Annotated in this window: 13 protein-coding genes, 1 pseudogene and 1 riboswitch; of the genes and pseudogenes, 1 reads left to right on the forward strand and 13 read right to left on the reverse strand. The window is 52.4% G+C overall.

Going from position 1 to position 23,667, the window contains the following annotated elements; all coding sequences use genetic code 11:
• Positions 1 to 223, forward strand: a 223-nt coding sequence (locus HMPREF9412_RS33090; protein WP_217492361.1) for a hypothetical protein, incomplete at its 5' end; no start/stop codon positions are given.
• Positions 224 to 671: 448 nt separating this feature from the next.
• Here the strand turns inward: HMPREF9412_RS33090 and HMPREF9412_RS08730 are convergent.
• The 13 genes and pseudogenes from HMPREF9412_RS08730 to HMPREF9412_RS08790 all read right to left on the reverse strand — a co-directional run bounded on the left by HMPREF9412_RS08730 (position 672) and on the right by HMPREF9412_RS08790 (position 23,510).
• A complete protein-coding gene (locus tag HMPREF9412_RS08730) occupies positions 672 to 2,042 on the reverse strand; it encodes an NCS2 family permease (protein ID WP_009591114.1) in 1,371 nt (456 codons plus the stop codon).
• A 209-nt stretch (positions 2,043 to 2,251) separates the two neighbouring features.
• Positions 2,252 to 2,350, reverse strand: a riboswitch (purine riboswitch).
• 266 nt (positions 2,351 to 2,616) lie between these two features.
• Positions 2,617 to 3,555: an NADP-dependent oxidoreductase gene (locus tag HMPREF9412_RS08735; protein ID WP_009591092.1), complete on the reverse strand. Its 939-nt coding sequence runs from the start codon at positions 3,553 to 3,555 to the stop codon at positions 2,617 to 2,619.
• Positions 3,556 to 3,783: 228 nt separating this feature from the next.
• Positions 3,784 to 5,320: pseudogene (gene guaA / locus HMPREF9412_RS08740) on the reverse strand (glutamine-hydrolyzing GMP synthase).
• A 78-nt stretch (positions 5,321 to 5,398) separates the two neighbouring features.
• Positions 5,399 to 7,723: a transglutaminase family protein gene (locus HMPREF9412_RS08745; RefSeq protein ID WP_009591123.1), complete on the reverse strand. Its 2,325-nt coding sequence runs from the start codon at positions 7,721 to 7,723 to the stop codon at positions 5,399 to 5,401.
• Entirely contained in the window at positions 7,695 to 8,993 is a 1,299-nt protein-coding gene (locus HMPREF9412_RS08750) for a DUF58 domain-containing protein (protein WP_036671724.1), read from the reverse strand. The genes HMPREF9412_RS08745 and HMPREF9412_RS08750 overlap by 29 nt, the downstream gene beginning before the upstream one ends.
• Complete coding sequence (locus HMPREF9412_RS08755; protein WP_009591129.1) at positions 8,990 to 9,997, reverse strand: AAA family ATPase; 1,008 nt, start codon at positions 9,995 to 9,997, stop codon at positions 8,990 to 8,992. Before HMPREF9412_RS08755 ends, HMPREF9412_RS08750 begins: the two co-directional genes overlap by 4 nt.
• A 255-nt stretch (positions 9,998 to 10,252) precedes the next feature.
• Positions 10,253 to 14,704, reverse strand: a complete 4,452-nt coding sequence (locus tag HMPREF9412_RS08760) for an endo-1,4-beta-xylanase (RefSeq protein ID WP_139083906.1) — start codon at positions 14,702 to 14,704, stop codon at positions 10,253 to 10,255.
• A gap of 57 nt (positions 14,705 to 14,761) precedes the next feature.
• Positions 14,762 to 15,721, reverse strand: coding sequence for a carbohydrate ABC transporter permease (locus HMPREF9412_RS08765; RefSeq protein ID WP_009591097.1), 960 nt, complete (start codon positions 15,719 to 15,721; stop codon positions 14,762 to 14,764).
• Positions 15,721 to 16,680, reverse strand: a complete 960-nt coding sequence (locus HMPREF9412_RS08770) for an ABC transporter permease (protein WP_009591116.1) — start codon at positions 16,678 to 16,680, stop codon at positions 15,721 to 15,723. Before HMPREF9412_RS08770 ends, HMPREF9412_RS08765 begins: the two co-directional genes overlap by 1 nt.
• Before the next feature lie 86 nt (positions 16,681 to 16,766).
• On the reverse strand, positions 16,767 to 18,470 hold the full coding sequence (locus tag HMPREF9412_RS08775) for an extracellular solute-binding protein (protein ID WP_009591101.1): 1,704 nt from the start codon (positions 18,468 to 18,470) through the stop codon (positions 16,767 to 16,769).
• Positions 18,471 to 18,596: 126 nt separating this feature from the next.
• Entirely contained in the window at positions 18,597 to 20,129 is a 1,533-nt protein-coding gene (locus HMPREF9412_RS08780; protein WP_009591087.1) for a response regulator transcription factor, read from the reverse strand.
• Complete coding sequence (locus HMPREF9412_RS08785; RefSeq protein ID WP_009591099.1) at positions 20,101 to 21,945, reverse strand: sensor histidine kinase; 1,845 nt, start codon at positions 21,943 to 21,945, stop codon at positions 20,101 to 20,103. Before HMPREF9412_RS08785 ends, HMPREF9412_RS08780 begins: the two co-directional genes overlap by 29 nt.
• 17 nt (positions 21,946 to 21,962) lie before the next feature.
• Entirely contained in the window at positions 21,963 to 23,510 is a 1,548-nt protein-coding gene (locus HMPREF9412_RS08790; RefSeq protein WP_009591111.1) for a helix-turn-helix domain-containing protein, read from the reverse strand.
• Positions 23,511 to 23,667 lie beyond the last annotated feature (157 nt).

Genomic DNA, 23,667 nt, shown 5'->3' on the forward strand with positions numbered 1-23,667 from the left:
TATTACAACGTCCCACCGAAGTGGTTCGTTTTACTCACTCGTTGTTCAGTTTTCAAAGATCAACTTCTTTGTTTGTCACCAACAAGTTATCTCGTTAGCAACTCTTATATCTTATCACACCCACTCGATCATTGCAAGCTTTTTTGAATTTATTTTTCAAATTCATTTTGGCTTGTTGACCCAAGCGTTTGTTCCAGGCCGTATTTCTTGGCCGGAAATATAATATACCATGCATCGATCCGGAACGCAAGTGTTTTTTTGAAAAAATTATTCATAGAGAATTCTACTATAATGCAGTTTAGTATAACCCGTGTTTACTGAGCCCCTTGTATATTAAACGTAAGGTTTCATATTAAGTGCACTTATGGCCTTGCGAGAAGGCACCATTCCGTAATACGGTCTGATGATCTCGCCGCGTACCGCTCACATCATCCAATACCAGCCTGTGCGCTTAGAGGTCATTAAAGCTTCAAAGGTCTATTCCGCAGTAATACCTGCGGTTAATCCTATTTCTTCTTATATTAAAATACTAACTTAGTTCAACAGATTCTATAAGACTATCGAATCTGTTGTCACTCAACCGCTGTTGCGGACCTAAGTAAAAAGCGAAAGCTCGGGACAGACTCCCAGAGCTTTCGCTTTTTTTGTACATCATTTAGATTCGAATTTAACTATTCTGCACCGAGGAACGCATATCGAATCAAGATGATCACAAACAAGATCCACATCAGCCAATGCACCTTGGTATCCGTGCGGCCAATCAATTTGCCGAATACCGCAAGAACCACATAAGCAATGATACCAGCGGAGATCCCGTTCGCGATACCGCCTGTGAATGGCATCAGGATGATCGTCAAGAATGCCGGGAAAGCTTGCATGAAATCATCCCACTCGATATCGCGTACCTGGCTCATCATCAGGACGCCGACGATGACAAGTGCGGGTGCCGTAGCTGCCGAAGGAACTACCAGCGCAATCGGAGCCAGGAACAATGCCAGAATGAAGAGTACGCCTGTGGTAACTGCAGTCAAGCCTGTACGTCCGCCTTCAGCAACACCGGAAGTACTTTCTACGAAGGCCGTGATCGTACTAGTTCCGAGGAATGCGCCTGCGCTTACGCCGCCCGCATCCACGAGCATCGCTTTGCCGAGCTTTTTCTCGCCCTCTTCTTTGTTCTTCAGAAGTCCGGCACGGCCTGCCGTACCAACCAGCGTTCCGAACGTATCGAACAGCTCGACGAATGTGAAGATGAAAATAACTTCGATAAGACCAATCCCGAGCGCACCCTTCAAGTCCATCTGACCGACAGCCAGATTATCGAACGAAGGAATCCAGCTCGCGGTGCTCAGACCCGACAGATCGGTAACGCCCATCGGAATACCGATCAGCGTCGTCAGCACGATACCGATAAGCAGTGCGCCTTTCAGCTTCAGGACCATCAGGATGGCAATCAGGAACAGCCCGATGATCGCAAGCAGCGTATCCTTGTTTTCAACGAAATTTCCAAGACCAAGATTGAAGGCACCGCCTGGTACCGGATGAGAGATATCCGTTCCCGGGTTGATGGAAGCCGTAACGATATTGCCCAGCTTCAGGCCAACGATCGTGATGAACAATCCGATACCAACGGTAATGGCGATCTTCAAGTTGTTCGGAACCGCCGTCAACAGCATTTGGCGGACTTTGGTTACCGTAAGAATGATGAAGACGATACCGGAGATGAATACGGCACCGAGCGCCGCCTGCCAAGTAATCGCACCGTTCGAGCTTAATACAACTGTCATGAAATACGCATTCAAACCCATGCCTGGTGCCAGCGCAACCGGAATGTTAACGAAAAAGCCCATGGCCATGGTCACGAGACCGGCACCAACAGCGGTAGCGAAGAATACGCCTTCCTGTGGAATGCCCGCGCCGTCAGGACCCAGGAACAGATTGTTGACCAGCAGGATGTAAGCCATGGTCATAAAGGTCGTCAAGCCTGCGATAATCTCGGTTCTTACATTCGTTCCGTGTTCCTTTAGTTTAAAGAAACGCTCCATTGTAGAGATATCCCCCTTAAATTAATGACCGGCAACATACAAATAGACCCTAAGGATAGATCCCTAGGGCCGTCGCTTGAAAAAAGAGCCGCAAAACAATCTTTCGCATGCTGCCGGGCAGCATCCTTATCGAGTAACCGGTCTGCTGCATGGGAGCGTTGCTCCAGCTTGCAGGCCGATCTCGAATGCTGGACGAGTCCGCATCATTATATTGCCGCTCTTCTTTTCGTAGCGAGATCATTACGGTGACCTGTAGAGACTCCCGGGCCCATTCCCGGGATTATACGAAAAAGCTCGTTATTTGTAGTTGTCGTGTCGGTTTCTACACATATTCTAGGACGAGAAGCCCAACCTTGTCAACAACAAAAACGAATATTATACTTGTCAATTTAAAGAAACGTTCGGGAATTGCCTTTCCAAAAGCTTTCCACTCTAGGACGACTGACCTACATACGACTAAAAACAACCCAAAAGATGCGCACACGATCATCGAAATCCGCCCGGTGAGGTGTTTTACATCCGATGGTGGCAGAAGCGGGTCGAAACGGACACGCAGGAGGAATCGTATATCTCCTTAGGAGAAACTTATGGCTATTTTACCGACAGCATGGTGGGTCTCACTTAATGCGTGGGCATCGTAGAGCCCTTTTCGAGAAAAAGGAAACGTAGCTCCCACGACGGATCTTACCTTTTTTTGCTCTAACAGGTCGGCTATTTCCTGAAGCTGCTGGCCATTGGGATCCAGCCATATATTTTTGGCGGCCACGTCGTATTTTCTTACCAGTTCTTCATCAAAATCGCTGACAATCGATATAATTCGCCCGGTATGCTGTTTCAGTACTTTAAAGCTGTTTTTCTGCACGTCACCGCCCATCGTATCGAACACAACGTCCACATCCGATAATTCATCTTCAAATCGGGTCGTCCGATAGTCGATCATCCGATCAGCACCGAGTGAGGCCAGCAGTTCATGATTGCGTTCGCTGGCGGTCGTTATGACGTAAGCACCCGCTTGTTTGGCAAACTGGATAGCGAACATGCCGACGCCGCCAGCGCCTGCATGAATCAATACCTTCTCTCCTTTGGTCAGTTCACCATGCGTAAACAGCGCCTGCCAAGCAGTCAGTCCCGCGAGCGGAACGGATGCCGCTTCCTCCCATGAGATAGCAGCAGGCTTGCGTGCCAACAGGTGATCATCCACCAAAGTAAATTCGGCATATGTGCCAAAACGGGTCGTTTCCGGGCGGGCAAACACTTCGTCCCCCACTTTCCAATCCGTTACCTCGCTCCCGATTTCCGAAATGGTCCCGGCAACATCCCATCCTAAAATAATGGGAAACTCCCAATCCATCATCTGTTTTAAATAGCCTTCTCGAAGCTTCCAGTCAATTGGATTGATCGAGGTAGCGGCCACTTTGACTAAGACCTGGTGCGCTTGCGGTGCAGGAGTAGGTACTTCTCTTTCCTGAAGCTCTTCCTTGCCACCATAACGGTCAATGACGATAGCTTTCATTCTTTTCCTCCTCACAGGTTCGGTCTTGGTTCGACTTCCCTAAAGCTCGCTCTTACCCATTGCGCCTTAACGTATTATTTATCTTATTGGACAAAAGATGCATGCAATAAACCAGGGCCTCAATCCATTGTTTAAAGAGGAAAGCTCGTATGGTACCCACGCAAAAAAACCTTCAATCCCACGGATGTGGATTTGAAGGTTTTTATGTTTAGTGCAGCTGTATAAAAATTACTCCCACTCGATCGTTGCTGGCGGCTTGGAAGTCACGTCGTACACGATGCGGTTGACGTTCTCGACTTCGTTCACGATGCGGACGGAGATTTTCTCAAGCACATCCCATGGGATGCGCGCCCAGTCCGCTGTCATGCCGTCGATGGAGGTTACGGCGCGGATGCCTACGGTGTAGGAATACGTGCGCGCATCACCCATAACGCCTACGCTCTTCATGTTCGGAAGCGCCGTGAAATACTGCCAGATTTCGCGATCCAGACCGGCCTTCGCGATTTCCTCGCGCAGGATGTAGTCGGAGTCGCGAACGATTTGCAGCTTGTCCTCCGTTACTTCGCCCAGTACGCGAATCGCAAGACCCGGTCCAGGGAAAGGCTGACGGTGAACGATCTCGTCCGGCAAGCCAAGCTCTTCGCCGACTTTGCGAACTTCGTCCTTAAAGAGGGCTTTGAGCGGCTCGATGAGCTCGAATTTCATGTCTTCAGGCAGCCCGCCGACATTATGGTGGGACTTGATCGTGTGTGCCGTGTCCGTTCCGCTCTCCACGATATCGGTATACAGCGTGCCTTGAGCCAGGAATGCGAAATCATCGAACTTGCTGGATTCCTCATCGAATACGTAGATGAACTCGTTGCCGATGATTTTCGTTTTTCTCCGGATCGTCCACGCCCTTCAGCTTGGACATGAAACGCTCCTGCGCGTCAATCTTGACGACCTTCATGTCGAACTTGCCGACAAAGGTCTCCATCACGCTCTCGGCCTCGCCCTTGCGCAGCAGTCCATGATCGATGAACATGCATGTCAGCTGATCGCCGATGGCTTTGTGAATCAGCATGGCCACAACGGAGGAATCAACGCCGCCGCTCAGTGCGCACAGCACTTTTTTCTCGCCGACCACTTCACGGATTTCGCGAACTTGATCCTCGATGAAAGTCTCCATGCTCCAGTTGCCTTCGCAGCCGCATACTTCGTACAGGAAATTCTTGATCATTTCGTTACCATGGACGGAGTGGCGAACCTCCGGATGGAATTGCACGGCGTACAGCTTCTTGTCTTCGTTACTCATCGCGGCGATCGGAGCGGATTCCGTTCCTGCATCCAGCTTGAAGCCGGAAGGCAGCGATACCACGTGATCGCCATGACTCATCCATACGGTTTGTTTTTGCTCAATTCCTTTGACAAGCGTCGAGTTCGGAGCGAATTCCAATTCGGCTTTACCGTATTCGCGCTTCGAAGCACGCTCTACTTTTCCGTCCAGCTGCTGAGCCATCAGCTGCATGCCGTAGCAAATGCCAAAGATCGGCAGTCCCAGATCGTAAATGGCAGGATCCACATGCGGTGCATTCTCGGAATACACGCTGGAAGGACCTCCTGAGAAAACAATGCCGCGCGGGGAGAGATCTCTAATCTTCTCGACGGGCGTATTGTATGGCAGAAGCTCACTATAAACGCCAAGATCGCGAATGCGTCGTGCTATAAGTTGGTTGTACTGTCCACCGAAGTCCAAAACGACGATGATTTCATTAGGCTTATTCATTACCGGGCCTCCCTTGATTAATGAAATTAATTATACGCAACCCCAATTCATACCGTCAAGAAAGAGGGCCCTTTGTTTTCATGCCAGTTTTTTGACAATTCGAATGCATTGGCGCAAAAAGAGTACTTTTTCCGTACGGGACCACGGTTCATCCTGGTACGCCGCCCGCTCCCAGCGCGACGCGAACGCCTCCAGCTCCGCCCTGAATGCGGCATCGGCAATCGACAGGGCGCTGACGTATTGACGCATGGTCTGCCCTCTTTCCAAATCCCCATACCTGTGCTGCAGCTTGTCCCAGACCCATACCGCCGCCGATACGAGTCCCTCCCGCCCGCTGACCGCTATCGTCCGGGCCATCCTCATGAAGGCCCAACTCTGGCGTACGGCCGGAATTCGGCAAATGACGGCCACAATAAGAGGGAGGATCAACAAAAGCGCGACCCCAAACATCACGGGACCGATGGCGGATATCACAAGGAGCACTTTAACGGCAGCGTAGATCATGGTACTCCACAAGGTATGCCATGACATCATTCCGGTGGAGCCGGAATCGCCGGCAGCCGGAGGCATGGACATCCCCTCGATCCCAAAGCCCGGAGTCGGATCAAACAGGACCCACCCCTGTCCCGGGAAAAACACCTCCACCCACGCATGCGCGTTCTTTTGGGCGACCTCGTAACGATCCGTCGTCCCGGCCACCCGATCGCCAGGCGCGAATCCCGTCACATAGCGTGCGGGGATGCCTTCGGATCGGAGCATGACGGTCATCGCCGTGGCAAAATGAACGCAGTACCCTTCCTTCGCATCGAACAAAAAATGATCCGTAAAATCCCGGCCCTCCGGTGGCACGGAGGTTTGCAGCGTATACGTATAGTTTTGCTCCAAATAGGATTCGATAGCTTGCGCCGTTTCATACCTGCCCGCGGCGTCCGATGTAATCTTCTGCGCTAAATCCTTCACCCTGGAGGGCAGTTCCTCGGGAAGCTCCAGATACATTTCTTCCATATATTCGGGATCATCCCCGTTCGCCCTGCGGAGCGCTTGCTCCTCCGGCTGCGCGTATAAAGTTTCTACGGTATAACCGGACACCGACCTCCCGCCTTGCAAGGAAATCGTTTCGGACAGCCTGTCGACGGCCAACCTTGGCGCACCTCGCTCTTTGGAAGAATGCATCTCCTTCACGCGGGTAATAATACCTCCCGACAGCAAAGATGGGACGGAGGTCTCCTGTACAAAAGTCAGCGACTGCTCGATCGACTCTCCAGAAGGACGCTCCCAATACGGCAGGAAACCGCTCAGGTCTTCCGATAGCTTGACTGGCTTGCGGATGGAGGGATCTGCATCCCATTTTCGGCCGTCATATCGATTATACGTGTCTCCGCGCCAATACGTCGGTACAGGCGATTGCGCCGTAAAATACAATGCATCGCTGAGCGTCAGAGGGCCTCCCAAATCTTCTCCTTGGGAAGCATATCCGGCAGCCTGGGAGGCAGGAATCGACGGTTCCGCATTTCCGCGGAGCCGATCCCCCCATCCCGCCAGTCGTTCCGCCATTTCCGCCACACTCAATCCCATGCCTGGCGAAGGCTCGCCCAATCCCCCTCCTACTCGGGTAATCCCCGCGATCAGAACGGAGGCCAGCAGCACAAACAGGCTCCAGCGCAGCACAGGCAGCCCGGACAAGCGGGCGGTTCGCATGGGTTCGGGGAGGTCCATTTCCGAAGAGGTTCCCTCCACGGCTTCCTGCTTCAGCTTAAGGATCAGCATCATGCCCTGGGCCAGCAACATGTACAGCACCCCGCGCAGCATATCCCCATAGACGCTTTCTTCCATGGCAGACTCCAGCACCGCCAAATAAACGAGCGTCGAACCGCCAAACAGCCAAACGGTCCGGCGATACAGAGCCAGCATATGCACTGCGGATACCATGATGCCCCAGCCGACAAGCAGGATGATCGTCCTCGTTTCCTGGCTTAAGATCGTAAACTCCCACGCATTTCTGAAAGCCGAAGCGTCGCCTGGAAGTATCAGCGAAGCGTAATCGGACAGCCACGCGAGCGGATCGCTATATTCAAACAACCGGGAACAAAGCCAAACCACCAGCCCGGCGTTCAGCGGCAGCCACACCCAGCCCCGCCATGTAAACAACCCTTGAAGCAGCAGAAATAAAGCCCATAGGAACAAGGTTTCCAGCACAAACCGGCCGCCAGTTTCGCCCGCATTCCGAAGGGGCAAGAGCCACTCTGACAGAAGTCCCGCCACCGGCAGCGTGATTAATATGCGATGAAGCAGCGTTCCGTGCGACAATCTGGAAACGAATACCGAGGGCACACTCCGTGATCCGGATGACCCGGCTTCCCGATTGCCGCCAGCCCTAACGGGCGAGCTGCCCGGTCCTGTCATGGACGGCACCTCCGATCCGGATAGGGTGCTCTACCTCTACTGCTAGTTTTTCATGTACATACATCAGCTTCCCGCCTTTGCCGAAAAATTCCCGCGCCCACGGCGGATGCGCCTGATTCTCCGGCGGAGCCGCCGATGTGCTTTCAGCCGATTTCAACCGGCTTACGCTTTGCGTGCAATAAATGGTCACCTTTCTGCAGCCCGCATTCAGGAGGCTTATCCCGGCGTCAGCGGCGCCCTGATGGAAGTACCCGGTGATGATAGCCCAATCCGTATTCATTTGCGAGGGATTGAAGGATTGCTGGAATCTTCGGTTCCGCATCGGATCATTCCCGGTTAGCTGAACAGAGGCCAGAGGCACCAACGAATCCGGCTGCCCTTCGGACCCGCCTTTCCGTTCAATCGATGGACCCTCTAAATCCGTCCCATCCATGCATAATTGATAGGGGATTCTATAGCGTATAAGCCGGGATACCATTCCCGCTGCGGCCGATACCGCTTCTTCAAATTCTTCCTGCGGTTTCCGGGCTTCATGGCCCTCATACCCTTGGAGCGATGTATCCAGCACAACGCCCTGCCTTGCTCCAAAGCCCTCATGAGGCATAAAAGATTGCAAGCGGCCAAGCTTCGCGGAATTCTTCCAATGAATCCGATTCATGGGATCCCCTGGAACATAATCGCGCACGCCCGATCCTCTCATTTCATTCCAAACGTTGAAGCGTACGCGTTCATCTTCCGTATCCATATCGCTTCCATGCACAGGCATCTCGGCCACAGGCCACTCCGCCGGCTTAGGCAGCACGATCAGGCCGCCCGAATCGCTGAGCAGACTTCGGTTTGTCCTGAACCAGCCGAACAGATCGCCCCATTCCACCTCGCTGTAGATCGAAGACCAGACTCCGCGGGGAACCTGGTTCAGCCGGTAGGTATACGCAAGCCTTCGCCGCATGCCCGGGAACAGCAGTTTGCGATATGTCCTGCTGCCGATGCGGTCGGTGATGATAAGCCATGGCAGGGGAAGAATGCAACGATAGGCAACATGAACCGTCATCTGGACGGAGTCTCCAGCCTGTATGCTTGAAGGGGAGCTTGTGTGCGAGATGGTGATTCGGGTCGGACCGAGCAAGCTCGTCATAACCCCTCCCAGCAATAAAATCGTGGATGCCCACCAAACAAGCCGCAGCGATTCCCCGCCTAACCAAAGATAAAGCCCCAAAGACACCGACCAGATGGCTATGCCTCTCAACCATTCCAGCAGACGGCGTCTCATGAGGTGCTTCCCTTCCGGCTGCGCTGGCGCGGCAGATCAAACCTCGTAATGATGGACTCTACCATTTCGTAAGGACTCACGCCGGCTGCGCGTGCATCATGACCGAGGTGAATCCGGTGGGTCAGCACCGGTACGGCAACGCGCAGGCAGTCATCCGGGATGACATACATTCGTCCTGTCAAAAATGCAGCTGCCTGCGAAGCACGGAGCCACGCTAATGTCCCTCTCGGACTGATGCCCAGGGATACGCCCTGCTGCCTTCGGGAAGCATCGGCCACACTGACCATGTAGCGTTTGATGGTGTCATCCACGAAGACGCGGGCAACGCTCTGCTGCATCCGGATGAGCTCGGAGCCCATCATGATCGGCTTCAGATCATCCAGTCTGGAACTGCCCATTCCCCGCTCCAGCAGCTCCAATTCGCCTTCCATGTTGGGATAGCCCAGCGATAATCTCATCAAAAAACGATCAAGCTGCGCCTCCGGCAGGCGGCTTGTGCCTTCATATTCGTAAGGATTTTGCGTTGCCAGCAGGAAGAACGGGGCAGGCAGCGGATACGTATGGCCGTCCACGGTGACGCGCCCCTCTTCCATCGCCTCCAGCAGCGCGGATTGCGCCCGCGGCGATGCCCGGTTAATCTCATCGGCCAACACGATATTGGACATCACCGGTCCGGGCCTAAATACAAATTCTCCCGTGTGCGGATAATAGACCGATGCGCCCGTGATGTCCCCTGGCATCAGATCATAAGTAAACTGAATGCGGCTGAAATCACAGCCGATTAACGCAGCCACCGACTTCACCAGCATGGTCTTCCCGACTCCCGGCACGTCCTCCAGCAGCACATGGCCCCCGGCCAGCAAGGCAATCATCGTTAACGAGATTTGCTCCTCATGTCCGACGATGACGCTGCCAATCCGTTTGGTAACCCTCCCCAGAAGATCTGGCGCCCACTCCGGATGATCGGCTTCTTCAGCATGAACAGATGAACGATACAAGAACATCAACCTCCAACCCATATTCATAGATTTATTTAATAGCGTTAGCTTAGAATCTTGAATCTATGAATAGGTTTTCCAAGAAAGCACGAAGATAGACGTCTTTTGCTAGAAAAGGATTCGCCTGTCCCGCATGATTCATAGCGCGCCGCCCGCCTGGCCTGAGGATTCGCACGAAAAAGGCCAGCCCGTTGCTACGGGTGGCCTCCATCTCATTCATACGCACATACTGCTTTTCATCGTTTACGTCCGATCATCGCATTAACGATTCACGGTCTTAATCCGTTCCCAATTCCAAATCCGTTCCAGAATCACGGCTGCCTGGGCACGCGTAAAGTAAGCCTTCGGCGAGATTTTGCCGTTCATGCCGTTCACGATGCCCGACCCTGCAAGCACAGCTGCACTCGATTTGGCATATTCGGCAACCTCATCCCCATCGGCAAAAGCATCCAGCGCCCCTTCGCCTTCCAGCTTCTTGCCTGCCGCCTCCAGGGCACGCTGCGTTACCAGCATCATGTCCTGGCGCGTCATCGGCGTGTCCGGCGAGAAACGATTTCCGCCGACGCCTTGAACGAGCCCAAGCTCTGCGGCGATTTGCACGTGTTTGTAATAATAGGCCGAAGACGTAACATCTCCGAATGCTGCCCGGCCTTCGCTCGGGCCTTCCAGCTCCAGCACGCGTACGAGCATAACGAGGAAATCGGCCCGGGTGATTTCGTTCTGCGGATCGAACAGCGTTTCGCTTACCCCTTGGATAAATCCGCGGGAGGCCATCGTTTCGATCGCATCGATCGCCCACGGCACATGCTTCAGGTCATGAAACGTCTTGAATGCGGAAGCGACTGCAAACGTGCCGCCATGGGGCAGCGCTGCGCGAACGATCCCCTGTTTCGCATCATAACGGCTGTCAGCAAGAGGCCCGCCTTGCCCGTTGGCATCGATCTCCCTGACAAAGATATGATCCGGTTGTGCCAGCTCTTCCTTGGTTGGTGTGTAAGGCACCGACCAGATCAGGCGAGCTTTCCCCGATTTCCACGACAGGGCCCGGTCGCCGGCAAGAACCTCTACCCGGAACACCGGACGATCACCGATCTCCTCGCGAAGGGCTGCAGCCCAATTGCTGCCCGAAGCTTTCGCCAGACGCAGCGTGACGGTTTCCGTATCCTTTACTCCGGCTCCCCGAACCCATGCGCTTGGCAGCTCCAGTGCGCCGAACTCCGTTTGGAGGATCAACACAACCTCCGAGTTCCCCAGCAGCCACTTGCCCGGCAATTGAATTTCGTAGGACTGGGCCTCTGTTTGAGCCGGGATATCCACGATTGCTCGCTTCGGCCCTTCCACACCAGCTGCCGCCCTATCCAATGCCTGCTGAAGGACTTGGCTCGAGAGAACAGCGAGAATCCGCCCGTCGTTGTTCCGGATTTCGAGTGAAGGCGTGTTTGGAGCTGGACTTGTACTGCTTCCGCCTCCGCCCGCGTTTGCTCCGCTTCCTCCGTCACCGCCGCCGTTATGTTCTCCGCCGTTTCCGTCTCCTCCGCCTGGAGCGGAGCTCTTCGTGAATTCCAGCACGCCGAACCTGGACGTGTTCTGATAGGACTGGCCCGACGGATCCGACCAGATGGCCACGCTGTCTCTTGTACCCTGGCCGTCTTCATCGTTGTTCACCTGCAAATCGAATCCGATGACCGTCCCTTTCTCAGGCTTGATCTTATCCAGGCGGATCGCTGCTTCAACGACATATCCCCCGTCGATCACCTTCGCTGCCGAAGTGAAGTTATCCTCGCCCGCATAACCGCCAAAGGAACGCAGATTGTTGAAGCTCATCCGGTACTGTCCATCATCTTCTTGGTAAGCATCCGTCTTTCCATTATTCTGGTCCACAAAAATCTCTACCGAATCCTGCTCCCATACGTTGGGACTCGCATCCGACAACAAGCTGTCGCTAACCATGGCGTAAACATACAGGTGATTCTCATCCCATAGCGTCCGGAATGTTGCCGTCGCGCCGCTGTTACCCTCGACCCACACATCGGTTGCCAGTTCCGCGGCTCCCTTCCAGATGCCGTCCAGCTCGCCGTCCACCTTCGGGGTGCCGTAGAAGGCCTGGGCCGATTTCGGCGCAGCTGCGAGCGTAAGAATGCCGAGTCCGTCTTGATCGCTCTCCTGGGCATGCCTTGGATCGCTCCAGGACACCACCGCTCCGTTCTTGCCATGCTCGGAACCGTCATCCGAACCGGAATCCGTTACCCTGACATCGAAATAAATGTCGCCGCCCAATGCCCCTGTTCCGTGTAGCTGGAGAAGGGCCTCCCCCGCGTAACCTCCCGCGGTCTCTGCCGTGTTGGCGGCTCCACGCTGAATCCGGGCTTCTTGCAGGGTACCGTTCACCACCGCGAAGATATCAACCTGATCCCCCGGGGCTATCGATCCGTCTTTCACGTCAACGCTGACATAGATATGGTCCTTGTCCCATAGCGTCTTAAATTCGGCAGACAACGCTCCTAGCTTCTCCGTCTTAAGTGCAGGAACCAGATTCCAGGCAACATCCGGTTGTCCGTCGATGACGGCCTTACCCTCCACAGCCGTCCCGGTTTTTCTCACAATCGTTAGCCTGGAGGGATCGACCATTCCCCAATAAGCTGGCTTGGCCTGATATTGCTTGTCAAAAGGAAACGGGGCATCCTGGCGGCCCGTCCCCGCGGGACGGTCATGCAGCCAGGTATGGTCGTCTGCAATCCCCCAAAGGGTGACATTGCTGATCCAGCCGCCCTCCACGCCTGCATCAACGCCCATTTGGTCCAGCCGCTTCAATTCTTCGAACAGCTCTTTGTACCGATAACCCTGCTTGTCGAGCAATTCCTGAGGAACGGTCTGGAAGGCGTCGGTATTGTTCGTGTACACCGAAACGTCCAGCTCGGTAAGCTGATTATCAAATCCTGCCTCGCCGAACATCCGGATGGAATCCGAGATTTGCTGGATGGACGGCCCGCTGATATTGATGTGCGTTTGATGGCCAACGCCATCGATCGGAACGCCTTCCGCCTTCAGCTGTTTTACGAGATTCAGCAAATAATCGCGTTTCTTCGGGTTGTGCGTGCTGTAATCGTTGATGTACAGCTTGGCTTCGGGTCCGGCTGCATCTCGCGCCGCATGAAAGGCGGTCCGGATATAGTCGAGCCCCGTTATCCGGTACCACTGGCTGTCACGCATGCCGTCCGGACGCCCTTCGTCAATGACCTCATTCACGACGTCCCAATCGCGGGCATCTCCCTTGTAGCGGCCGGCTACCTCATGGATATAAGCTTCCAGCCTCTGAAGGACGAGCGTTTTGTTCTCCGGCGTGGCTTCAAGATATTGGCCCTTGTCGTCCTTCAGCATCCATTCGGCGCCTTGCTGATGCCACAGCAGCGTATGGACCCGGAGGTTCATGCCATGATCCCTGGCATAATCCCTGATCAGATCCGCGTTGGCAAAGTTATAGGTTCCCTCTCTCGGATTGAGAGATTCCGGTTTCATTACGTTCTCGGCAACAAGCGAGTTATAATGATAATCCAGAAGCTCCTTGTGGACGCCCGACAGATGCTTAGGCTCCACGGCTGCCCCGATCTCGAAATACTCCCGATACACATCCTTCAGTGCGGGAATATCATTCTGAATGGAGCCCGGCAGAGCGAGCTTAATGTCATCGACATAGAAATTGGAAAGATCCGAGGTCTCCACGTAGAGCTTCAATGTTTCCATATCCGAGCTGAAGCCGAACGTTCCTTTCAGTTCCACCCACTCCGTGCCGCTCGCGGAGGCTGAGGCGAGGGTCGTATAGGACGTCTCTGCCGCGCCCGCCGCTTTATTCTCCATCGAAAGCGATAGTTTGACCGCCGCGGCAGGAGCCTGCTCAAGCCTGGCATAGGCTGAGATCGTATACGTTTTTTGGCTCGCCATGATGTCTTTGACATCCTGGCTGGGCCCGTTCCAGCTGTTCGTCCGATCCCGGACCTTTAATCCGTAGCCGCCGCTATGGGCTGCTTCCGGCAGTGCTTCTACGGTCTCCGAATCGCGAGGTCCCCAATCCATCGTCGTTCCGTCTTCAAAATCCCATACGACCGTATTCTCTCCCCCCGGTATCCCATTGCCCGGGTCCGGTGCCGGCTCAATCAGCCGGACTTTGAATTCGTCCATATAATAAGCGGCGTCCAGACTGCTCGGACTCTGCAAATAAACCTGCAGGGCCGAAGCATTAGCATCGTATTTATAACGGCCTTTTACCTCCACCCACCCGTCGGCGGTTACGTCGACCGGGCTGCTGAAGTTCACGTATTCCGGCTCGGCTCCGGATTGCTGCATCGCAAGCTGAAGCTTCTGAGACCCTTGGGTGCCTTCCTTCAGATGGACATATGCGGAAATTTCATAGGTAGCCCCCTTGTCCAGCCGATTCGTGGCGGATAGATTAAACCCCGGGCCGTTCCAGTTCGCCGTCCTTCCCTCCGTCAACAAGCTCCCTGTCCCTTCATAAGCATAGGTAGCGGAGGTCACCGTCTCCGTCCCCCGTTTGAACCACCCCTCCGTCCCGCCATCGAAATGCTGGTGAATCACAATATCCTGATCAGCGGGCGGCTGGGCCGGTTCAACTGCCGCCGCGCTCCAGCCAGGCGGAATGAACAGCATGAACGCGATCAGCATCAGGCTGATCCTCCTAATGAGTGTTCTCTTAGACACGAAATGCTTGCCTCCTCATTGGTTGCATTTATGGTCTGTCATATAGCGAAACCTGGATTATTCCTTGACGCTGCCCACGTTCAATCCGACTACGAAATATTTCTGCATGAACGGATAAACCAGCAGAATCGGAACCGATGCCACGACCGTTACGGCAGCGCGAATCGAAATCGGCGTTACCATGTTCACCGCAGCGTCCTGCGTCATCCCTGCGCCGGCAGCCACTGCCGGGTTGCTGTTCGCGTTCATACTGGATGACAGCAGCTTCATCAGCTCATACTGCAAAGTGCTCAGCTCTTGGCGGGAGGAGGTATAGATGAATGCATCGAACCAGGAGTTCCAAGCCCCCACGGCCACGAACAGCGCAATGGTTGCCAGCACCGGCTTACACAGCGGGAAGATGATCCGGATGAAGATTTTAAAATCTCCGGCTCCGTCAATTCTTGCCGATTCGACCAAGCTTTCCGGAATCGTTCCGATATACGTCCGGATAACGATCATATTGAATGCGCTGATCATCGACGGGATCACATATACCCAGAACGAATTCAGCAGGTGCAAGTCCTTCATCAAGAAATATCCAGGAATCAAGCCTGCGTTAAAGTACATCGTCAGAATAAAGATCAATGTAATCGGCTTGCGGAATACATATTCCCGACGGCTCAGCGTATACGCCAGCATCGTGGTCAAGACCAGATTCAGCAGCGTTGAAAGCACTGTTCTTGCCACGGAAATCCAGAACGCGTCATATATCGTTCCCGAAGCGAATACCGCCTTGTAGTTCTGCCAGGTAAATTCCCTCGGCCAGAGATAGATTCCGCCCCGGATCGTATCATTCCCCGCATTCAGGGAAACGACGATCGTGTTCAGAAACGGATATAATGTGACAACGACAAGACCAATCATAAACAAGGTATTGAATGTATTAAAAAGGACCGGCTCTACTCTTTTTTTTCTGACGGATTTAGGCGCTGCGGCAGCAGTTGCTGGCCCAGGGCTGATTGTTTGATTTGCCATTATAGCAGCCTCTCTTCCCCTAGCCGTTTCGCGACTCCGTTTGCAATCAATAACAGCGTCACACTAACGACCGTTTTAAATATACCGGCAGCCGTTGCTAATGAGTAATTGCCTTGGGCAAGCCCGTACTTCAGCACGAAAATGTCAATCGTTTGCGACCAGTCGACAACAAGACCGTTGCCCAGCAAGTATTGAACCTCGAAGCCTGCTTCCAGAATGTGACCGACCTGCATGATCAACAGAATAATGATCGTTGGCTTAATGCCCGGCAAAGTAACATGGAACATTTTCCGATAGCGGCTTGCCCCGTCCATATCGGCAGCCTCATAAAGCGCCGGGTCGATGGATGCCATCGCAGCCAAATATATAATCGTATTCCAGCCGACTTCTTTCCAAACATGCGACGCTCCGACGATTCCCCAGAAGTATTTGCCTTCACTGAGCCATTGGATCGGCTCCTTGATGAGATGCAGCTTCATAAGGACATCATTGATGATTCCGTCCGAAGCCAAGCTCGTCGCCACAATCCCGGTTACGATGATCCAGGATAGAAAGTGCGGAAGATAGGAGATCGTCTGTACGGTTCTTTTCCAAAATACTTTCCGGATTTCATTCAGTAACAATGCAAGGATAATTGCAGTCGTAAAGCCGAGAATCATATTGATAACACTCATTGCGAGCGTATTGCGAAGCACTTGCAGGAAACTATCGTCCTTAAAAAGAAATTCAAAATGTTTAAAGCCTACCCACTTCTGTTCACTAAAGTCTCTAGCCGGCTTGTAGTCCTGGAAAGCCATGGTCCATCCCCAAATAGGAACGTAGGCAAACAAGATGATGTAAGCCATCAGAGGCACCGACATATAGATCAACTGTCTCTGTTCTTTGAGTACGGCCCAGGTGATTTTCTTGTTTGTCTTAGGCTTCCGGACGGCAGAGTCTTTGACAAAGGTCTCTTCCATAAGTTTGTTCTCCCCAAAACCCCATATTTCGTAAACAAGGAAGGCATGAAGCCTCCCCGTTTACGATTCATGTACCTTCCGTTGCCTTACTTAACAGACCAAGTGTCTCTTCTCCATTGCAGCACTTCATTAATCCGATCTTCATAAGCCTTGATGTTGAGCTTGCGGATATCAGTGACGTACTCATCCCAGACGCTGTCGAATTCTTCCGGTTTAGCAAGAATGGCTTTGGGTAAGTACTTCGTGGACAACTCATTTTGCTTCGTATTCACGATTTTCGCTTCAGATCCGTCTACCAGGTCGACAGACCATGCGGGGTAAGCGATGTCGTTCTCGGGAGCCGGACTGAAGAAGTCGACATAGCTGTTGAATCCATATTGGGCGAGGAAGTTCTTGTCATACTCTTTCATGCCTGCCAGAATTTCTTCAGGCTGGGCAGCCGCATCTGTAGCGTTGCCGTCCGAGAATAAACCTTCCATTTTTGGGGCTTGGCCGTAGAAGGAATCGGCTTTATTCGCGAGCTTCCAGGTTGCATCGGTAAACTGATCGCGCTGCTCTTGCGTTTTCATGAATCGGCCATCTTTGACGATGTAATCTTCCCCTTCGATCCCCCAGGCCAAGATTTTTTGCCAATCTTCTTGAATCAGCGTATCCAATAGTTTAATAATTCTGATAGCCTGCTCTTCGGATGCATTGACCGTAATCCCGAATCCGTTATTGAGGTTTAGAGCCGGACGATCTTTGTAATGATCCCGGATGCTTTCATCAAATACAAGCGGAAGACCAACATATGTTCTTTCATCTTTCTTCTGGGTAATCAGCGCGTTTTCTGCGCTTTGGAAGTTCCAGTGCTGGTCAAACATACCAAGAACTGCGCCGCTGGAGATTTTCGCCATATACTGGTCGAAGTTTTGAGTGAACGTTTCTTTGTCGATGATGCCCAGGGTATTCATCTCGTTCAGCTTTTTATAATAACGTTTGGCATAGTCCTTATCGGCAAAAATTTCCGCCTTGCCATCTTTAACGACCACACCGCCATCGTTCGGATGACCGATCAAATGCTGAGGAGCATTGAACAGCCCCCAGTTTTTCCAGTCATAGTTCAGAATTTCAAAGCCGATCGTCGGCGTACCGTCGATGGTCGGATGCTTTTCCTTGTATTGTTTAATCAAGTCAAAATATTGATCCAAGGTTTTAACCTCTGGATATCCCGCCTCTGCCAACACGTCCTTCTGAATCCAGAAAGCCGGGCCCGAATACCAAGACGAGCTAACGTCCGCATTCGTTACACCGTAGTTTGGAAGATTGTAAATATGACCGTCATTCGGGTCTTTCATCATGTTCCAGTACTTCTCATAATGCTTCTTCAAGTTTGGCGCATGTTCTTCAATCAAATCCTCGAGCGGGATAAAGGCACCGGCAGCTGTCAGCTTTTGATTCGCTGTCATCATGTCCGGATAATCGCCGCCTGCAATCATAACGCCGAGCTTCTGGTCAATATCGCCTGCCAGGAACTCGAATTTGAAGGATGCTCCTGTCTTTTCCCTGATTAATTTATAAATCTTGTTGTCAGGTGTTGGTTGCTGGTCGGGCTGACCGATAAAAACACTCACCTCAAATGGTTCGATCTTATCCCCGTCCGTCCCGGGTGTTGTTTGTTCTGCGGAGTCCTTTGCTTCCGGCTGGGCCCCGCTATTCCCGTTTCCGCCCCCGCAGCCCGTAAGGACGATGCAAAGCGACAACAGCAACACCGTGCTGAGCCGAAGCCATGATTTTGTCTTACCCCCCATAAAAGCACCTCCGTCATAATGTGGTTACATCGTTGGTCGATACGCCTCTTCGTGTAACCTTCCTTTATTTTAAAAGCGCTTTCAAAGGCGGACTATACTATAATTAAAGCATTAACCTTAAAAACTTTAGAACATCCTCTTCTTGAACTCATTCGGTGCCATGCCCCATCTTTTTTCGAAATGCTTAAGGAATTGGTTGTAGTGGGTGTAGCCGACCCTTTCGGCGATTTCGCTGTTCTTCAGCTTGTTCTGCTTCAACAGCGTGGCCGCTTCCTCAATCCGCAAATTATGTATGAGTTCGTTGAAGCCAATCCCATTCTTACGCATCAGCAGCTGGCCGAGATAGACGGGATGCAGATAAAAAAGCTCCGCCAATCGCTTAATGGTCAGATTCTCGCGGTATTGCTGCCGAATATAATCGTTAATCTCCTGGATTACGCCTTGCGAATGCCGGGCCTGTTCCTTGAGAAGAAGCTCGATGCACTCTTCCCCGAAGCGCAGCAGCTCTCCCATCAAGTCGTTCAAATGGAAGGTTCCGTCCGTTAATCCAGCTGCATTGGATTTGGCTGCTAGGATTCGAGCTTCCGCACCTTCCGCCTCCCTCACCAAATCCATGATTTTATACAAAACATGGATCACCATTTTCTTCACGATCCCCGGCGCGATTCGCTGCTCCGCAAACCTGGACGCAGCCAATCCGGCAGCCTCGCGGTATCCCTTCTTGTCGAGGAGCTCCACGGACCTGATGACATCATCCATCAGGTTCGTGGGGTAACGATAATGAAACGGCCGATCCCGTACCTCTTCATATGAAATCATCCCGCCGTACGCCGGATCGTAAAATTGATGCTCGATGGCTTCCTTGGCAGTTTCGTAGCAGCAACGGATATGCACCAGAGACTGCTGGCCTTCTCCTACAGCCATAAACAGCCGCTGTCCTGCATAATGGCGGACCAGCTCGCGGATCGTGCCTGAGGGTACGCTCCCGTTGTCAGGGGAATAACCGTTCACCAAACCAAGCCGGTTCGATTCCAGATCGATGACATACTCCGAATTCGCGTGGGCTGACAAGCGGGCGACGGTTTCCTTGACGTCAGGAAACAAGTCAGGCTCTGCTTGGATCAGACATACGTTCCACTCTTGATGGGCGGAGGATATAACCTGAAGCCTCGACAGGCCGCTAGCCCTAAGCGGCATCTCCAAGAGCGTTTGCATGATCAACGAAACATCCTCTTCCCTCTTAGCAATCGCGCTCAGGCTTAATCTGCGATGCTCCTGCATCAGCTCAGCATGAATCTTGCCGAGCTCCTCCTCGGCTTCCTCTGCAATAATAGGCTTCAGCATGTAGTGATGGATGCCGTGCCGCAATGCCTTCCTTGCATATTCAAATTCACTGTAGCCGCTCATGATGGCAAATTTCACACCGCTATCCCGGTGATGCTGCTGCCAGGTTTCAATCATATGAAGCCCGTCCATTAGCGGCATGTTTACATCGGTAATGACCAAATCCGGCGCAAGCCTATGAATCATCTTCAAGCCTTCCACTCCGTTGCCCGCGGTTCCGCAGACGCTAAACCCCAAGCGTTCCCAATCGATCCACAGCGCCAGCCCTTCCAGCGCAACCGGTTCGTCATCGATCAACAGCACTTTGAAAGGCATGGTTCTCCCCCTCTCCGCCTTTATGCTCCCGAGACTCCAACAGCCGGATCGGAATCTCGAATGAAACGGTTGTCCCTTGATTCGGGGTGCTGGCAATGTTGAAAATGACATGATCGTCGTAGTACAGCTCCAGCCGCCGATATACGTTTCGAATGCCGAAGCTGTTGCCCGAGAACTGCTCGTTGCGAACCGAGAGAATAATGTCCCGTAGCTTGCTTTGCTCAATGCCCTTACCGCTATCCGTAATGACGATGCGAAGATAATCACGGGCAACCGAAGCACTTATGGTCACCAGACCCGCTCCATCCATCGCCTGCAGGCCATATTTGCATGCATTCTCAACGAGCGGCTGAATGCTCATTTTCGGAATTTTATAATGAAGCGCTTCCATATCGATGTTGAATTGATATTCGAATTTATCCCGAAAGCGGAATTTTTCGATTTTGAGATACATTTCGATAAATCTGATTTCCTCCTCCACGGAGACCAAATCCTCTCTCCAGCTCAGCAGTCTGCGAAGCAGCTTGGACAAGCTTTTGATAATATCCGTCACATCCGTGTATCGATTCTTCGTGCAGACCACCAATATCGCATTCAGGGTATTGAACAGGAAATGGGGATTCATCTGGCTCTGCAAAAAGTTCAATTCAGCCCGAACCCGCTCCATCTCCAGGCTTTTCTTCTGAATCTCCAGCTTGTACACATTGTTGATCAGGGAGTTCATCTTCGCTGTCATCTGATTGAAATTCCGGATGAGTCCGCCGATTTCGTCCCGGCCTTCGTCCAGTTCAATCAAGTCGAATTTCTCGTTGCTCACCTTCTGCATATGACGGGACAAACGCTTCACCCGGTAATTGTAGGACCGGAGCATAACGGTAATAAAGACCGCCGCAACCAGCGTAACAACCGCTGCCAATACAACGGTAAACAGCTGCATATCCAGCATGGCGCTCGTAATCCGGCTCCCCCGGTTGATGCCGATCAGCTTCCACCCCTTCACGTACCTGGCCGTTCCGATTGAGAACACATGCCGATCCTCTTCATCGTATTGCTCCAGGTCAAGCTTCGAATATGCGCTGTACTTCCCTCTTTCATAACCGCTGCTGGCCGACATAATAATCTCATTGTTCTCGTTCACCAAATACATATCCAGATAATCGCGTTCCCGTACAATAACGTCATAGATCTTGCTCAGGTCGATGTCGATGCGAAGCAGCTTCTCATAAGTGGAATAGCTATCAAAATAATCCATCTTCTCAATGACGCTTAAATACGGAACCGTCGAAGCCGAATTGCTTGCCTCCGTAGCCCTGTATGCCGCCACCAGCACCGGATGGGCCGAGCTCTTCCACAACGCATACCAATCGCTCTCGAGCACATTATCGTTGATCACATGATAATTGCCGCCGGACACAATGGTGGAATTTTCGGTGAAGATGCTAATCCGCTGAATCTGGTTGTTAACCGGTATGTAGCTCGTTACCCGATTCCGGAGCTGCTCATCAAAGGTTTCGTAGAAGTCCAGCTGGGACTCATACTCGCGATCGAGCATTTCGTAAAGGGTCTTATCTGTACTCAGCGCATGACTTACAGCCACCCCGCCGTCGATGAAATTATGAATATCCTTCCTAGCCCGCTCCATCGAGATATCGAGGTTCTGCTCCTCTCTCTCCCGGATCAGCTCCGACATCCGATCCATAAAGATGAGGTTGACCACCAGAATAGGCAGCAGTACACCAATGACAAAAATAAGAAAAAATTTAGTTTTCAACGGAATATCGTTCACGAAATTCCCCAGCCTGAACACTCTCTTCATGAAGGCACCCTCCCGGTTTAGCGCTGCTTGCTTTCAACATGATTCTTGTAATTCGAGGGCAGAATCCCGGTTGTCAACTTAAACTTATGGATAAAATAGTCCGCGTTCGGGAACCCGACATGGAGCGCAATCTCGGAAACCTTCATTCCGCTCCGTTTCAGCAGCAGCTTGGCCTCCTCGATCCGCTTGTCATTCAGGTATTCCTTGAACGGCTTGCCAGCATGCTTCTTGAACAGCTGCCCCAAATAGGTGGCGTTCATATGGAAATGTCGTGCCAAATCCTGAAGCTGAAGCCTGCTCCGGTACTCCCGGTCGACATACTGAATCACTTGAAAAATGGTGTTGTGCTCGTTAAGCTTGCTTAACTCTTCCAGCTGCGAAGCGGCCTCAAACGCGAGCAACCGCATATAATTCTTCAATGGCGCTTTATGGCAAGCATCACTCAGATGACCAAGCTTCCTTTGCAGCCGGTTCATGAATAGATCCGGATCTCCATTCATTTCCGCGATTCTTCGACACAGCTTCAATTCCAGATCGGCCACATCGGCTTGAAAAGCCCTCAGGTGGAGGAGATGATCGGGCATGGCCGTAAAAATCCGCGCCAAGCATGACTCGATGGACGCATGCTCCCCCGCCATAATCATGGAAAGCAATTCGTCCATCCATCCGCAGGGAAGTCCCCGGAGCCGCTCGGCTCCTCTCGGTTCTTGGCAACAAAACACGCCGCTTCGGCCTTGGCTTCGCTTATCGTCGCGCACCTCCGCGCTTTGCCTGTAAAGCTTTCCGATCGCCTGGATTCCCTCCCCTGTGCCGCTTAACGCCACGATAACCGGCCCTTCAAGCTCCCGGGCCAGAGCAGACTGCAACTGCAGCGCAGTCTCCATGACCTCATCCGGAGTCGAATGCTCGACATGCAGCACCACTCCGATGCTCCCGCTATTGTCCTGGAAGCATCCCAGTAAGCTCGGGGGCCCGTAATCGGTCATCCATTCGATCCAATCCACTCCCGTTTCAGTAATCCCTGTTTCAATCAATAGGCACTGCAGCAGCGGCTCGCCCTGGATTTGCATCGCATTGCTGGCTTGCTCTGCCAAATCAGGGCTCAACTCTTCCCGAATGAGCCGGTTCAACAAATAATGGACGGCAAGGCCGGCTTTCTTCCGGTAGCTGCGTTCAGCGTCTCGTTCGTCCTGGATCTCATGGCTGAGCTTGGCAAGCACTGCCTCAATCTCCTCGTCATCAATCGGTTTCAGCAAATACTCGGCGACCCGTTGGCGCATGGCTTGATGCGCGTATCCAAAATCATCATATCCGCTCAAAATAACGAATTTCGGAGGAAGAGGCAGTATCCGTTTGCTGTGCTCAATCAATTCCAGGCCGTTCAGGACTGGCATGTGGATATCCGTCATCACCAGCTCGGGCTTCAACTGTTCCATTAACTTTAGCGCTTCCGGAGCGCTCAGGGCTTCTCCGCATATTTGAAATCCAAACCGGTTCCAATCGATCATGGTTCGAAGTCCTTCCAGAACCCATGGTTCATCGTCCACCAGAAGTACATTGAACAATACCCTCGTCCCCCCTCATGATATGTTAGATGTAAGCGCACTCATTTTACCTTATACTACCATACTAGTATATCTGTGAGAATATACTGCAGCTCCTCTGCTTTATATTGGTATCCTGGTCAGAACACAAATAACCATAAGCGGGGTTCCTTTGTAC

Origin of the sequence: Paenibacillus sp. HGF5, from assembly GCF_000204455.1 — a bacterium.
Lineage (GTDB): Bacteria > Bacillota > Bacilli > Paenibacillales > Paenibacillaceae > Paenibacillus_AQ > Paenibacillus_AQ lautus_A.

What these genes read in the sequence shown, in the direction of transcription:
- HMPREF9412_RS08745 (WP_009591123.1), bottom strand. Translation starts at nt 7,723, where the DNA reads ATGACAGGACCGGGCAGCTCGCCCGTTAGGGCTGGCGGCAATCGGGAA.
- HMPREF9412_RS08735 (WP_009591092.1), bottom strand. Translation starts at nt 3,555, where the DNA reads ATGAAAGCTATCGTCATTGACCGTTATGGTGGCAAGGAAGAGCTTCAG.
- HMPREF9412_RS08770 (WP_009591116.1), bottom strand. Translation starts at nt 16,680, where the DNA reads ATGGAAGAGACCTTTGTCAAAGACTCTGCCGTCCGGAAGCCTAAGACA.
- HMPREF9412_RS08775 (WP_009591101.1), bottom strand. Translation starts at nt 18,470, where the DNA reads ATGGGGGGTAAGACAAAATCATGGCTTCGGCTCAGCACGGTGTTGCTG.
- HMPREF9412_RS08755 (WP_009591129.1), bottom strand. Translation starts at nt 9,997, where the DNA reads ATGTTCTTGTATCGTTCATCTGTTCATGCTGAAGAAGCCGATCATCCG.
- HMPREF9412_RS08765 (WP_009591097.1), bottom strand. Translation starts at nt 15,721, where the DNA reads ATGGCAAATCAAACAATCAGCCCTGGGCCAGCAACTGCTGCCGCAGCG.
- HMPREF9412_RS08730 (WP_009591114.1), bottom strand. Translation starts at nt 2,042, where the DNA reads ATGGAGCGTTTCTTTAAACTAAAGGAACACGGAACGAATGTAAGAACC.
- HMPREF9412_RS08785 (WP_009591099.1), bottom strand. Translation starts at nt 21,945, where the DNA reads ATGAAGAGAGTGTTCAGGCTGGGGAATTTCGTGAACGATATTCCGTTG.
- HMPREF9412_RS08780 (WP_009591087.1), bottom strand. Translation starts at nt 20,129, where the DNA reads ATGCCTTTCAAAGTGCTGTTGATCGATGACGAACCGGTTGCGCTGGAA.
- HMPREF9412_RS08750 (WP_036671724.1), bottom strand. Translation starts at nt 8,993, where the DNA reads ATGAGACGCCGTCTGCTGGAATGGTTGAGAGGCATAGCCATCTGGTCG.